This is a genomic window from Cohnella sp. WQ 127256 (genome assembly GCF_024519285.1).
GTDB lineage: Bacteria > Bacillota > Bacilli > Paenibacillales > Paenibacillaceae > Cohnella.
In genome coordinates, this window is record NZ_JAMZCY010000012.1 from 1 (window position 1) to 13,831 (window position 13,831).

Genomic DNA, 13,831 nt, shown 5'->3' on the forward strand with positions numbered 1-13,831 from the left:
ATCTCAAATCCCAGCTCAAGCAAGGCACGGACACCTTCATCATTATTAAATGCAAGAGCCCTGTCGACGGCAGCAGATTTCACATGAGTCATAGCGTTAATATCCGCGCCGAGCGCGATTAATTTTTCAAATAACGCCTTATTGCCGTAACGAGCCGCTGCCGTGATTATAGGATAGTTTTTATCGTTTAAATTATCAAAACTGTATCTATCTAGAATGTCGGAAGCCAAATCCAAGAGGTTATTCTCTAGAACATCGTCCAGCACCAAAAACGACAGCATAGAGCCAGCGGGGGCTGTAGGCACAAATCTCGTGTAATCATTTTCCTTCAAAATATATTCCCCCATTTCCATCAAGTAAGTTGTTTCCATTATATCAACGATCCTGTTAGGCGCACATCCCTCCGCTTTGAAGGACCTAGTATCATGAGTCTACCTGATTTGAAAATAAGCCAGGACATCTACTACTTTATTTATCGAAAGTTCTTCAAAACCGTCACGTTAAACTGCCCGTTACTTCATTGAGCAATAAGAGCCACGTTAGAGCAGCTCCTGCGCACATGTTACCCGTTAGCATACCTTCTTGAAACAATTCGTCAAAGTTGCACACTAATTTCTATAACAAAGGGAACCAAACAAACTACAAATACATATAGATGCCTATAGAGTTTTTAATGAGTACTTGTTCGGTGCAGCTGTCGTGTCAATGCTGAACTTTTTTAGAAAACAACTTCTCTATCTTCCCTGAACAGGATGCAAACATTTCCGCAAGCTTATGCTGCGAGGGAGGTAAGTAATTTGCCGTTTAAACCTCATCCCAATAATACGGCTATTGTAATCACAGACCCACAAAATGACTTTATGAGTCCTGGGGGAAGAGGCTATCATCTGACTAAAGGAACTATTGAACGAAACAATACTATACAAAACCTAGAACTATTAATGAGAACTGCCATGAATAAGGGATATCAACTTTTCATATCGCCCCATTATTTATACCCTCATGATTATGGCTGGCAATTTACAGGAAATGAACAAAAGATGCTATTAGGTCTTAGAATGTATCAAGTGGCAAATGCGTACACACCACCGTCATTTGGAGCTGATTTTGTTCATTCTTTCAAACCTTATATTTTTGATAGAAGAACCGTCATTGCAACTCCTCATAAGGTTGCCAGCCCACAAACAAATGACTTGGAATATCAGTTACGACAACATAGAAAAGAGAAGATAATTATTGCAGGGGTGCTTTCCAACGTTTGTGTAGAGTCACATATGAGGCATCTAATCGAAACTGGTTTTGAAACAGCTGTTGTATACGATGCCACCGCAACAATTAGTGAAGAGGATTTTCAAGCTGCCGTTACCAATTATAAAGCATTTGCCAGTGCTACTTGGACGACACAGGAGGCTATTTCAAACTTATAAATCAGTATCCCCAATGGTAATTTCCTATACAACTTGTCCGAACTGTCACCAAGTGGTTGCTTGGTCAGAATAAGGGCTTGGAATAACGGATGAATTTAGATAGCACAACCCCCTCTAATCTGTTCGGAGGGGTTATTCTTGCTTTGCACAAACATAAAGGAGCCATTTCCATTCTTCAACTAAACTGCCCATTTAGTTGAGAAAACGACAGCCAGTAATACCGGCTGCCGTCCCTTTGAGTTTATTGAACAAACGTGTCCCGTTAGTTCAATCCTTACTGTAAACCTATAGTCCCCGATTTATATATAGAATTGTCATCAAGAGAATTGGAATAATAATTCCTAAACAACTACAAACGATACCTGTGATTGCTGTTTTTCTTCCACTTTGTTCGTTAAGCCTTATTTCTTTTAGAGCTATAATACCAATTATTAAACCAATAACACCTAAAATAAATCCAACCCAAAAATATAAAGCAATTGATAGAACCCCTAAAACCAAAGAAGTGACAGCTTTTCTATTTAAAACTTTTCTCTCTAATATCCCCTCGTTTCTCAACGGCAACCCCCTCCCTAAACATTCACTTTATATAATATTCTCACATAAAAATCCAATTCCTTCTTCAACTAAACTGCCCGTTACTTCAACAAACGTAAAAGGAGCTGCCACGTGGCAAGCTCCTCAGCTTAACTTAATGAAGGCAACCTCAACAGGCCTTCATAGTTAGCTCAAAATATATAGAAACTACAGTTTAGGGTTTGACTGTAAAATAAATCGCAACCGCTCAACCTCATGGAAAAAACCCAACTTTTCTAGTTCCATTATTAGAAATTCGGTTACACCTGGTGCAGATAAATTACAGTCCTCCTGTATGTTTCTAATGCACCCAAATTTGCTTTCAATGCTACAATTTTCTTGACCAAAAAAGTTTTTAACATCATGTAGATATTGCTCATAATCCCCATCTTTATCTAATGTTATGGTTTTGTGCTCCAGCGAGCTGTTGTGAGAAGAAACCCTCACTACGCCAAGATCGTTTATTGTGTTAATCACAACATTCTCAAGTCTGTGTTTCAGTAAGTTCTCTCTATAGACATCAAGATCCTGGATCGGCTCTATTCCAAAGTAATCCTTGATTTTATTGAGAACAAAAGTTGTTTCCTCATCGGGATCTTCATCTATTGTTTCAGAATCAATATAATGAATACTTTTTACTGTGATTAATACCTGTAAGAACTCCATTAAATTCCCAGCTATTATTCTGGCCTTTATATCACCAAGAGGCTCGTGAACGACAATGGGAGCCTCCTCAAGAGTATGAGTCGTACTGAAGTCTGTTAAGAATCCGAACGACTCAAACTCATTGAAAATAAAAAAGATATAGTCAATTGGAATCGTGTCGGAAGGATCCATGCTGTAGTGCTCTGAATCATAACTAATCTCCCCAGGTGAATAATTAATCCCCACACCAAAATAATCGTAAAGTGATTTTCCCGTCTGGTCGTCCGGACATCCTAGCGAAGACGATTATCGATTATGACACCTTCAGAAAGGAGAACGCAATTGGCTAAGCCGCTATTGATTGCAAAACCGATTTCCGTGATTGCTTCTAATGCCGCACGACTGTCCATCTTTTCGGGAGCATTCTTTGTTATCATCCTTGGTATCCTCCACCTGCTGGAACCGGAATTCGATCCGAAGTGGCGCTTTATCAGCGAATACGCTCTAGGCAACTTCGGCTGGATGATGCATCTTGCATTCGTATTGCTAGCTACGAGTCTGATATGCGCTGGAGTAGTGGTCATCTCGCAAGTTCGTACCGTCGTGGGATACATCGGGCTCGCCATCCTTGGACTAAGTTCCTTAGGTTTATTGATCGCAGCCCTCTTTGTAACTGACCCAATATCGGTGAGTCCGGATGCTGCAACTTTCAGCGGTAAGATGCATGCAATAGGCGCTACGCTCGACTATACGCCTGTTGCAGCCCTCTTGATGAGCTTTGCGCTTGCTCGTAATGAAGCCTGGAGACCCATTCGAGGACGGCTGTTTGTTACAAGCAGCATTATGTTGGTCGTCATGATCCTATTCATACTTCAAATCCCGCAAGATGGACAGTTCACTCCTGACGTGCTTGCAGGTTTGTTCAGAAGGTTCTTAATTGTATCCTACCTCGGGTGGCTCTTGACCGTCGGGATTCATACACTCAAGCTTCGAAAGTTAAGTGTGCAATGACAGAACTAGTGCTGAAGCGAAAGACTAGCATTTCCCCAACATCAGGATTATGACCAAGTTCTTCGGAGTATTTCCCGTTAGTGCAAGTGGTAAGTGTCCTACGCCAAAAACGTGCCGCACGTGCGTTTCGTTCGGTGGGATTGGTTTGCACTTCCCATTGCCCTGGCATCATTTCAATAATCTGTCGAACCGCTTCTTCTCCAACGCCCTTTCCTCGATAATAGCGTAACAGGAAGAACTCATTCATGTAATAATCGATATAATGAGGACAGGGTGTGAAAGGCTTAGTAGCCACAAAGGCAAGACCCGCAGGTATATCATCGACCGTGATAAGATAGGGAAAAAGCACACCCGGGTGTTCCCACCAAATATCAAACACGCGATTCTGTTCATTCAAGGTTCGAGTATCATCCTGCTCGAATACGCCATAACGATTCGTCTTGTGCTCCCACACCTCGGACAAGTCATGTAGATAAAGCGGATAAATATTATTGATAATAAACTTCTCTTCTATGCCACATAATCGAACGGCAACGTTTAATTTATTCACTTCTCGATAAACACTATCCATTTTGCAATCCCTCCAATTAGACGCTCTCAAAGTACTTTGTTAGCATCAGTATATAGTGAATGCTGCATCCTATATAGGCAGAGTATTCATCTATTCATTTCTTACATAACAAAAGGCTCGTGTTGGTTTTAACCAACGCGAGCCTTTTGTTATGCCTCCGTTTTATAAACAATCTTCTTAATGCTGTCATGGGATAGACAGTAGAAACTCGCAAGATCATCCACATTCATACCCTGCCGAAATAGCTTCCGCATCTCTGCGTTTCGTTTCAAAAGAAATTCTCGTTGCCCGGAGTCTTGTCCCCATTTTCTCCTACCTTCTTTGGGTGCGGGGATATATAGTGATTTGCCTTGTATATAATTTTGTATTTCACGAAGTAATCTTTCTGGTAAGATCTCACTTGCCGAAACATATTTCATTGGCTTCACCCCTTCATCTAATTGCGATGGAAAGTTGCAAAGCCTACATGACAAACGGTTTCTTCCCCGTAATTCCTTGTTAAGCGGTTAGAATCATAGGCTCCATGCAAACAACCGCGTTAATGTCATATAGACTTTGCATGGAGCGAATCTCGAAACCTTGCATCGGTAAGATTACACGAAGCATAGTTTGGCTAACACCCTTCATAACGAATTCCCTCTCTTCCAATGATATATACTTTGTTGTAATTATTTCTACATGACGATGATGAATTCCTTGATTTTACTTCCTTATTATACTTAGCCAATGACGCCGGACGCCTGTTGTGAGGGTATCGATTTTCGTTAAGCAGCTAATAAGAGTTGGTTATGTTCACACAAAAGAGGTAATTTCTATTCGTCTAACAAAGCTGCTTGTCGCTTGTAATGATCCTCAATTACCATACATGCCATCGCTTCGATCACGGGCACGACTCGAGGGCAGATGCAAGGATCATGCCTGCCGATCGTTGCAATCTCCCGTTCATTACCATCCGCATCAACAGTCTGCTGCGGAACGGAGATGGAAGAGGTCGGTTTGACGACTACTCGGAACACGATTTCCGCCCCGGTGCTGATCCCCCCAATGATCCCGCCAGCATGATTCGTCCAAAACCCTCTCGCGTCCATCTGATCGTTGTGTTCGCTTCCCCGCATCGAGGCGGCTTGAAAACCAGAACCGAATTCGATGCCCTTGATAGCGCCGACGGACAACATTGCCTTTGCCAGCTCTGCATCCAACTTATCGAACACGGGCTCTCCCAGCCCGGCTGTGACGCCGCTGATCCGGCATTCTACAATCCCTCCACAACTGTCGCCCTCTGCGGCCAGCTGTTCGATCCGTTCGATCATACGTTCCGCCGCCGAAGGATCACACGCACGCACCGAGTTGCGTTCGATGGCATTGGCATCAAAAGTCTCGCAACGGATTCCGCCAATCTCGGTCGTATAAGCTATGATCGAGACGTTCCGCCGTTCCAGCAACTTGCGTGCTACTGCTCCAGCGGCCACCCGCGCGGCTGTCTCCCTGCCCGATGCCCTGCCACTGCCGCGGTAGTCGCGGATCCCATACTTTTTCTCGTAGACGAAATCCGCATGTCCAGGCCGGTACATGGTTTTGATGTCATCATATGCCGACGGACGCATGTCCGTGTTGTTCAACATTATGCACAACGGTGTCCCGGTCGTTCTGCCCTCGAATAGACCGGACAAGATGCGAATTTTATCGTACTCCTTCCGAGGAGTCGTGACGGAAGATTGTCCCGGCCTTCTGCGGTCCATCTGAATCTGGATGTATGCTTCGTCCAGTTCGACGCCCGGCGTGATGCCCTCCACAATGACACCTACTGCCTCTCCGTGCGATTCCCCGAAAGTGGTCATTTTTAATCGTTCTCCAAACGTGCTTCCCGCCATGTCTTATGCACCCCGTATCGTTAGGATTCCTTCTCCTTTAGTTTAGGGGTATACTTGAAATAGATGAAATCGTAATATTTAATCTTTGTCATAGAGAGGATCAATAACAGATGATCGTGAACACAGAATGGTACCGCGTTTTCCTTCATGCCGCTGAGTCTTCCAATCTGACCAAGGCCGCACAAAGCCTCCATATGACGCAGCCTTCCGTGAGCTACGCTATTAAGCAGCTAGAAGAGACTCTCGGGGTCAGACTATTTGACCGGTTATCCAAGGGCGTCCGATTAACGCAAGAAGGACAGGCCTTATATCTGCATGTTCGAACAGCATTCGAGGAACTAGATTCCGCTGAGCGTCGCATTAAGAAGCTGAAACAGTTCAGCGAAGGGCACTTGCGAATCTGTGCGAATGGGGCTATTATCAAAGACTTTCTTCTCCCCTCACTCGACGCGTTTCATGCCCGCTATCCCTCCATCCGTATCCAGTTGTCTCAGGATCGTACGAGCCGTATCTTGGAGCGGTTGAAGCAAGGCTCTACGGACCTCGGCTTCGTACATCTGCCCGTCTTGGATGAAGAGATTGAGGTCGGTGCTTCCCATGCTTCGCCTTATTGCGTAGTCGTCGGAACGGCCTTCGCTGACTGGACCCTGCAGCCCTTGTCGACGGAACGGCTGACGGAGCTTCCTCTTTTGATGCTGTCACCCGGCAGCACGACGCGTTCCTTCATCGAAGGATGGTTCCAATCACAAGGATTGGAAGCGGAAGCCGACTTCGAGCTAAACAGCTTGGATATGCTCGCAGAATTCGCGGAGCGAGGGTATGGAGCAGCCTTCTTGCCGCGGGGATTTGTCGCGTCTCGTATCGCAAGTAGAACCTTACTGGAGCTTCGGACGGAAGTTCCGATACCTGATCGACATATCGGTATCGCCGTTCGAAAGCATTCATCCCTATCACTCGCTGCCGAGGCTTTCTGGAGTATGCTGTTTTGAGGCAAATCGCCGTGCGATCGCCACGCACAGTACGACACCGATATTGACTACAAAGATAGGCCAACCAATCGACTCGTGCAGAACGAGAGCCGAAAGCAGCAAACCGAAGAAGGGCTGGAGGAGTTGTAACTGCCCGACCGCTGCTATACCTCCTTGGGCAAGACCACGATACCAGAACACAAAGCCGATGAGCATGCTGAACAAGGAGACATAAGCAAGGCTCAAGAGAGCCGAACTACCGATATCCGCCCATGAATGCGGCATGTAATAAAACGAGAGCATTGACATAACCGGAAGCGATAGAACGAGCGCCCAAGAGATCACCTGCCAACCCCCTAGCCTCCGCGAGAGTATTGCCCCTTCCGCATAACCGTATCCGCACACAATGATAGAAGCTAGCATTAACGCATCACCTACCGGCGAAGATGTAGCCCCTTGTGTTAGGGCGAATCCTGCTACAAGGGAGCTGCCTAGAGTTGATAAGATCCAAAAGATGGGTCGCGGGCGTTCACCGCCCCGTAGTACGCCGAAGATCGCCGTCGAAAGCGGCAGAAGCCCAATGTAGATAATTGCATGCGCGGATGTGACATACTGAAGCGCTAAGGCTGTCAGCAGTGGGAATCCAACTACCACGCTGAGTGCTACTAGCAATAGCGGAACGATGTCGCTTCGGACAGGTCGTTGTTGCCGGAAGATGAGGAGAAGCACTCCCGCTAACACCCCAGCAATTGCAGCACGACATACGGTGAGGAATATCGGATCAAAATCCATCACAGCCAACCGCGTTGCGGGTAGCGAGCCGCTGAAGATGAGCACGCCCAGGAAACCATTAATCCAGCCGCTCGTCGTTTTGTTCATAACAATCACCTTTCACTTCTGTATGATTATTCGTATTATAGTAGATACAGAATTTGATGTATATCGACCTTTTCCCCATCTGTAAGGGTACAGATAGTTGATTAATCATTCAAATTGGAGGCATTTGTATGACAAATAAAAAAGAAACCATTCAGCAAATCATCCGTTCTGACATAGTAAACGGTCTCCTCAAACCCGGTCAGAAGCTGCCCTCCATCCGCAAGCAAAGCCAAAGATTCGGTTGCAGTCTCAACACCATTATTGGTGTTTATCAGGAACTTGAAAATCAGTACCTCATTTATTCACGTCCGAAGAGTGGTTATTATGTCGTAGCCAAAGAAGCGCTTCTTCCCCTGCTGCAAACAAAACGAATCGATTTTGCATCAGCGGCTCCCGATCCCGCGTCGATCCCGCAAATCGACTTTCGTCAATGCTTGAACAAAGCGATGGAATTATTTGAGGCGTCCATATTCACTTATCCGGATCCACAGGGCTTGCTTTCCCTGCGCCAGGAGATCGTGAAGCTTTTTCAGCAGCAACAGGTTTTCCCTTCGGAGCAGCAAGTTTTTATATTTTCAGGTGCTCAGCAAGCTCTTCATCTTCTAGCCGGGATGCCTTTCCCAAACGGAAAAACCAACATTCTGGTTGAGCAACCAACCTACTGGGGAATGCTCGCTGCGCTTAAGACACAAAGACAAACCGTAATCGGTATCGAAAGAACTCCTGACGGAATAGATTGGTTAACTTTGGAGCGCCATTTTCAAAGTAATAATATCAAGTTTTTTTATACAATCTCGCGTTTCCATAATCCGTTAGGCACTTCTTACACGGCCGAAGACAAGCAGCGACTGGCAGAACTCGCCAAAGCCAATGACGTTTACATCGTTAAAGATGATTATCTTGCTGATTTGGAAACAAACAGTAAAGCAGATCCTATTCACGCTTATAATGGAGCCAGTCATGTCATTTATCTCAGAAGCTTTTCCAAAGTGATGATGCCTGGATTAAGAATTGCTGCAGCCACAGTACCCGATTCGTTTATTCCTTTACTGCAATGGCATAAGCATACAGCGGATCTGAGCACCTCAGTGCTTTCTCAAGGTGTGCTTGAGATTTACTTAAAGTCCGGGATGTATGCTCATCATGCAAAGCAAATGAAGTCCTTGTACAATCATCGTATGAAGCAACTAAGGGAAATTTCACAGCGATTATTGCCTAAAGAGTGCTTATATTCTATTCCATATTGCGGGGGGCTCTTCGCTTCCATACATCTTCCGGACTCCATTCATACAGAAGATTTGGTCAAGCGCTTGGAGAATCGTGGCGTTGATGTACTGGCAACGCAGTTCCTTTCATCGTTCCCCAAGCTTAACTTGCTGCGACTTAGCATCATTCGGACCGATGAGCATGATATTGAAGAGGGTATCCGCATCATTGCCGAAGAACTGGAGCGTACCCAATATACAAGCAGCATCCCTAAGCCATTCTTTCGATTATGAGTACAAATAAGAGCCTACCCGTGGTCGTGGGTAGACTCTTGTTCAACCTTACCTAATCCGTAATGCTCAGCTTTATTGCTGTATGGTGTGCTCTTAATTTGGCCTGCCCGCCAATAGGGAAAGTCATCAATGGTGACGTATGGCCAAAATCTACATCGGCTACTATGGGGATGTGATTCAGTTCCCTCTTTGTTTTAATAATCTTCCACAGTAGCTCCTTATTCATATTTGAAGATTTTTGAAATCTTCCGAAGACAATTCCTTTAACCTCTTCAAATCTAGGCTGGTGAATAAGGGATTGTAAATCTCGATCAAAGGTCTGAGGCTGTGCCTCGTAATCATCTTCTATAAATAGGATTGAATTTTGGAAGCTCGGCATGTATTCCGTGCCTTGCAGAAGATTGAAGGTACACTGATTTCCACCTATAATAGTTCCCTCTGCCTCTCCCTCATTCATTACATAGGGACCCTCATTAGGAATGAATGTGCGGTTCTCTTGATCCAGAAACCACGAATCGTCGCTCCACTGTTCGGAATGATGTACGTCAACCGGTTCCTCTGAGCTCATCATTTTCTGAAAATATTCCATTGTATACTCATTACCATGAAGCATCGCGAAGGTAGAGAAGTGTGGACCGGAGTACGTGATTAATCCCGTCTTGGCATAAATCGCATTACTTAATGCCGTAATATCAGAATATCCGCATAGTCGCTTAGGATTAGACTGAATCAAACAATAGTCGATCTCTCTTAACAATTGGTTACAGTTATAGCCGCCGATTGTCGTTAATATCCCTTTGACATTAGGGTCTCTAAATGCGTCATGAAGGTCATCTACTCTGGATTGGATGGATGAGGAAACAAACTCATCAGACTCTAGGCAGTTTTTAGAAAAAGATATCTTGAACCCCATGCCTTCAAGTCTTTGTTGTGCTAGATTTCTCTGCTCAACAGCGATCAACGACATGCTTCTAGAAGGTGAGATGATCCGTATTTCGTCACCAGCTTGTAATTTGGGTGCCCTCATACATACACTTCCCTTATCACATTTTTTCTCTGATTCTATCATAAAACAAGCCTAGAAAGTCCACATAGACCTTCTAAGCTTGTTTGGCGAAGACTATTCACTTTCTTGCCCTATGAGGCCTGAACCCGCAATCCACCTAATATAAAAGCGGTCATATCCTCTATCATCTCATCCATCGAGATATGCTCTTCCACCTTCATGACTTTCCAATAGTCTGAATCTCGGTGAAATAACAGCGTTCCGACGATCGACATGAACGCCGTATCCAGCGAACGAAAGTGGAATACGCCTTGTGTGCGTCCTTCAGTAAGCCAATATTGCAGTAAATTCCATATCGGTACGACATGCTCCCGAATCTTATGAACACGGGAGGTATTCAATATGACTTCCTGCTGAATAATACTGATAAGTTCTGGATCTTGTCCACGAAACCGTGTCACTTCACGAATAATAAGTTTAACCCCTTCTAAGGGTTCCATCTCACGATTAATAGCAGCAATTCGCTCATTAGGGAAAAAGAAAGAATCAAATAACGCAGGAAACATATTTTCCTTACCCCCAAAATGATAGGACACGAGTGCAACATTCACACCCGCTTCTTCGCATATTTGCCGTACCGTCGTCCCATCGAATCCCTTGGTCGCGAACAATTTCCTAGCAGCCAGCAATATACGCATTTTACTATCCGGATCAGGTGTAGTCATTCTATCCCTCCATCTACATTAGCCTTGCTTTGCAACAACCCCTGGTCCCTGTAGCACTGGCTGACGTTTTAGCCCAACTGCAACGGCGCTAATTAGGATCGCTACTGCAGCAATCAGGAGAAGTACCGACACTTCGCTTCCTACTCCTGGTCCACCAAATAGGATATTCATCGCACCTTCAACCGCATAAGTAGCTGGAAGTACGTTACCCAGTCCAACAAAGATGTCCGACAGCAATTCACGCGGCACAATAGCACCGGATGTCACAAGCTGCGCCGACAATAAAATAATGTTAAACAGCATACCTGCCATACCGAATAGGTATAGGAACATCTGGGATACAAACATAAAAGCAACCACGAATACAAATTGGAACAACCACAAGTGCAGGAATCCTTGTTCAATCTGTCCGCCGAACGCCACCAGGAGTGCCGAGCCAACCAGAGAGACAACAATTGCGGACAATACATTTATTACGCTTCTTGCGCCGAATCGTTTCCAACGTCCGACTAGCGCTTGAATAGCAAGGGATGACTGCTCCATATTCATTCCCATAATCATTGCTCCGACATATGAGGCCAGTACCAGCATCATAGGTACCATTTGATTGTTCATTCCCTTTACAGGGTTTGTTGATTGAATATCACTCGTTACACGCGATGACAATCCCTGTGCAGCTGCAGCGGCCTGTTCAGAAGGCATATTATCTCCTAGAGCGGACGTTACCCCTGCGACTACTGCATTCTGATTCACTTGGGAGGTCACTGTCGTGGCAACTCCACTCATAATACTCTTAATTAATGCAGGATTGGACTCATTAATAAAGTACTGCACTGCAGCTTGACTATCTGGTGCAGATGCTTTCGAAGTGAAATCCGCTGGAAAATAAATAATCATTTGCAACTCGCGTTCATCTAACTGACGTTTCGCATCTTCCAGACTAGCCATCTGTGACATTTGAAAAGGAAGCTCTTTCTCCAGCTTACCTGCGATTTGTTGTCCTAATTGTTGATCCTCATTCACAATCACAATGCTTAGTTGATCCGTCCGATCCGTTACACCCTTGTACCCCGTCATCCAAATGACGGAAAATATAACTTGGAACATGATTGCCGTAATAATGCCTACCTTTGTCGTAGGGCGCTTCATAAATGCTTGTAATGCCTCTTTCATCTGTCCATTCTCTCCTTGTTATCGTTTGTTAAACAATTGTTTTAAACAAACGTTTAATATATGAGTTTGAATTATATTCGATAACCCCCTTGATTGTCAATTCGTTTACAACAAAAAAAACACCCCTAAGGGTGGTTCGGATCAGGTTATCTACATTACCCCCAACCCTATATTTTATTCATATAAAAAAGGATTCTTACGAATCCTTCTTCTTGTGCTTATTTCATTAGTTTGTTAATCGTGATCAATAGCTCATCGATCACTTCGGTTTCGCCATCTTGAATACGATCGATGACGCAGCTCTTCATATGGTGCTCCAGAAGCAGTTTACCTACACCGTTTAAAGCGGACTGGACAGAAGAAATCTGATTCAGCACATCATCGCAATAGGTGTCCTTCTCGATCAAACCCTTCACTCCCCGGATTTGACCCTCAATTCGGTTTAGCCGACTAATGAGATTGCTTTTTGTTTTATCCGAATGATGGCTTTTTCGCCCATCTGTGCCGCACGATTCGTGGTTTTGGGGTTCTTGAACGAGTTCTTCCATACGATCACTCCTTCTTCTTTGATGCTATTGTAACATAGCCCCCCCACCTATACAAAGTAAGATAAAAAAACGACCCCTTCCTAATTAAAGGGATCGTTTCGAATTCATTTGGTGTACTCCTTAATTTATTCGCTGCTCTAGTCCTCTTCGCTTACGCCCAGCGCTTTATTTTTCTCCCTGAATCGCTCGTTATGCGAGGAAACGTAAGCAACCTTCGGTGCTTCGGGATCAAGATACAGCTTGGCGCTATTCAAGGCAAGCACACCGTCGGTAAATGCGCCAGCAATCAATTTCACTTTGCTATTGAAAGGGTGAGAGCTGGAAAGGTTTTGCAACCTTATCTAGCTGGATACCGTTACCTATATAACAAGGACAAGTTAGAATAGGTGGGATATGATGAAGAAGCTGATGAATATGACGGTGTTAATCCTTCTAACAATAGCTCTCAGCGGATGTTACCCATTGCGAGCTGAAAGAAGTGAGACTCCGATTGAGATGGTTGCATTCGCTAGTCTTACGGATGAGGAACAGCACCTGCTCCCTGCGAGCCCGAAAGATTCTGTCGTGAGCAAGGTAGCTGTTACTGAACATATAGCAACATTAATGGGTAGGCCCCGTAAAGGAACTGAAGTCTATGCTGTTACCTTTAATCATACGGAGACGAAGTCTTCCGGTAATCTCATTGTGTATGTGGATTTGGATAAGAAAACAGTCGTTGGAAAAGGTAGAACGAGCCTCACCTAAGAACGATTAACGGGGGATTTACAGATGAAACAACTCAAAAATGGATGGCATCATATTATGAATGCACCCATGGTACCCTGAAAGTGAATTATCAACTGCTAAATCCATCTTTATATGGTTATCAGCCAACATTCAGACGAAACCCCTGATTACTGTGAGAGTGATCTGGGGTTTCGTTTTTTTTCTAT

15 protein-coding genes and 2 pseudogenes are annotated in these 13,831 nt (G+C 44.6%); 5 read left to right on the forward strand and 12 right to left on the reverse strand.

Going from position 1 to position 13,831, the window contains the following annotated elements; translation table 11 throughout:
* Positions 1-371 (reverse strand): annotated as a pseudogene (locus M1K58_RS27350) (ankyrin repeat domain-containing protein); the annotation flags it as partial.
* A 426-nt stretch (positions 372-797) separates the two neighbouring features.
* Between M1K58_RS27350 and M1K58_RS27355 the strand changes: the two are divergent.
* Positions 798-1,427: a cysteine hydrolase family protein gene (locus M1K58_RS27355; RefSeq protein WP_256762080.1), complete on the forward strand. Its 630-nt coding sequence runs from the start codon at positions 798-800 to the stop codon at positions 1,425-1,427.
* A gap of 285 nt (positions 1,428-1,712) precedes the next feature.
* Here the strand turns inward: M1K58_RS27355 and M1K58_RS27360 are convergent, their stop codons facing one another.
* Together M1K58_RS27360 and M1K58_RS27365 are read right to left on the reverse strand one after the other, a co-directional pair.
* Entirely contained in the window at positions 1,713-1,985 is a 273-nt protein-coding gene (locus tag M1K58_RS27360; RefSeq protein WP_256762081.1) for a DUF4190 domain-containing protein, read from the reverse strand.
* 186 nt (positions 1,986-2,171) lie between these two features.
* A complete protein-coding gene (locus M1K58_RS27365) occupies positions 2,172-2,840 on the reverse strand; it encodes a hypothetical protein (RefSeq protein WP_256762083.1) in 669 nt (222 codons plus the stop codon).
* A 150-nt stretch (positions 2,841-2,990) separates the two neighbouring features.
* Here M1K58_RS27365 and M1K58_RS27370 point away from each other — a divergent pair, with 150 nt between their 5' ends.
* A complete protein-coding gene (locus tag M1K58_RS27370) occupies positions 2,991-3,659 on the forward strand; it encodes a DUF998 domain-containing protein (RefSeq protein WP_256762084.1) in 669 nt (222 codons plus the stop codon).
* On the opposite strand, the gene M1K58_RS27375 is transcribed toward M1K58_RS27370, so the two are convergent.
* From M1K58_RS27375 to aroC, 3 genes are all read right to left on the reverse strand, one after another.
* Positions 3,631-4,230 carry a GNAT family N-acetyltransferase gene (locus M1K58_RS27375; RefSeq protein WP_256762085.1) on the reverse strand — a complete coding sequence of 200 codons (600 nt, stop codon included), beginning with the start codon at positions 4,228-4,230 and terminating at the stop codon, positions 3,631-3,633. The two genes, M1K58_RS27370 and M1K58_RS27375, sit on opposite strands and share 29 nt — an antisense overlap.
* Positions 4,231-4,379: 149 nt before the next feature.
* Positions 4,380-4,649, reverse strand: coding sequence for a CD3324 family protein (locus M1K58_RS27380; RefSeq protein WP_256762086.1), 270 nt, complete (start codon positions 4,647-4,649; stop codon positions 4,380-4,382).
* Between the two features lie 393 nt (positions 4,650-5,042).
* Positions 5,043-6,101, reverse strand: coding sequence for a chorismate synthase (gene aroC / locus M1K58_RS27385; RefSeq protein WP_256762087.1), 1,059 nt, complete (start codon positions 6,099-6,101; stop codon positions 5,043-5,045).
* A 110-nt stretch (positions 6,102-6,211) separates the two neighbouring features.
* Between aroC and M1K58_RS27390 the strand changes: the two genes are divergently transcribed.
* Entirely contained in the window at positions 6,212-7,090 is an 879-nt protein-coding gene (locus M1K58_RS27390; RefSeq protein ID WP_256762088.1) for a LysR family transcriptional regulator, read from the forward strand.
* Here M1K58_RS27390 and M1K58_RS27395 read toward each other — a convergent pair.
* A complete protein-coding gene (locus M1K58_RS27395; RefSeq protein WP_256762089.1) occupies positions 7,052-7,948 on the reverse strand; it encodes a DMT family transporter in 897 nt (298 codons plus the stop codon). The genes M1K58_RS27390 and M1K58_RS27395 overlap by 39 nt on opposite strands.
* A gap of 128 nt (positions 7,949-8,076) precedes the next feature.
* On the opposite strand from M1K58_RS27395, the gene M1K58_RS27400 reads away from it, so the two are divergent.
* Complete coding sequence (locus M1K58_RS27400) at positions 8,077-9,447, forward strand: aminotransferase-like domain-containing protein (protein ID WP_256762090.1); 1,371 nt, start codon at positions 8,077-8,079, stop codon at positions 9,445-9,447.
* Positions 9,448-9,499: 52 nt separating this feature from the next.
* Here M1K58_RS27400 and M1K58_RS27405 read toward each other — a convergent pair whose 3' ends face one another.
* From M1K58_RS27405 to M1K58_RS27425, 5 genes and pseudogenes are all read right to left on the reverse strand, one after another.
* Complete coding sequence (locus M1K58_RS27405) at positions 9,500-10,474, reverse strand: S66 family peptidase (RefSeq protein WP_256762091.1); 975 nt, start codon at positions 10,472-10,474, stop codon at positions 9,500-9,502.
* A gap of 110 nt (positions 10,475-10,584) precedes the next feature.
* Entirely contained in the window at positions 10,585-11,178 is a 594-nt protein-coding gene (locus M1K58_RS27410; RefSeq protein WP_256762092.1) for a TetR family transcriptional regulator, read from the reverse strand.
* 18 nt (positions 11,179-11,196) lie between these two features.
* Positions 11,197-12,351, reverse strand: a complete 1,155-nt coding sequence (locus M1K58_RS27415) for a YhgE/Pip domain-containing protein (RefSeq protein WP_256762094.1) — start codon at positions 12,349-12,351, stop codon at positions 11,197-11,199.
* Between the two features lie 218 nt (positions 12,352-12,569).
* On the reverse strand, positions 12,570-12,899 hold the full coding sequence (locus M1K58_RS27420; protein ID WP_256762095.1) for a metal-sensitive transcriptional regulator: 330 nt from the start codon (positions 12,897-12,899) through the stop codon (positions 12,570-12,572).
* Positions 12,900-13,036: 137 nt separating this feature from the next.
* Positions 13,037-13,207 (reverse strand): annotated as a pseudogene (locus tag M1K58_RS27425) (thioredoxin reductase); the annotation flags it as partial.
* 154 nt (positions 13,208-13,361) lie between these two features.
* On the opposite strand from M1K58_RS27425, the gene M1K58_RS27430 reads away from it, so the two are divergent.
* On the forward strand, positions 13,362-13,643 hold the full coding sequence (locus M1K58_RS27430; RefSeq protein WP_256762096.1) for a hypothetical protein: 282 nt from the start codon (positions 13,362-13,364) through the stop codon (positions 13,641-13,643).
* The last annotated feature ends 188 nt before the right edge of the window (positions 13,644-13,831 follow it).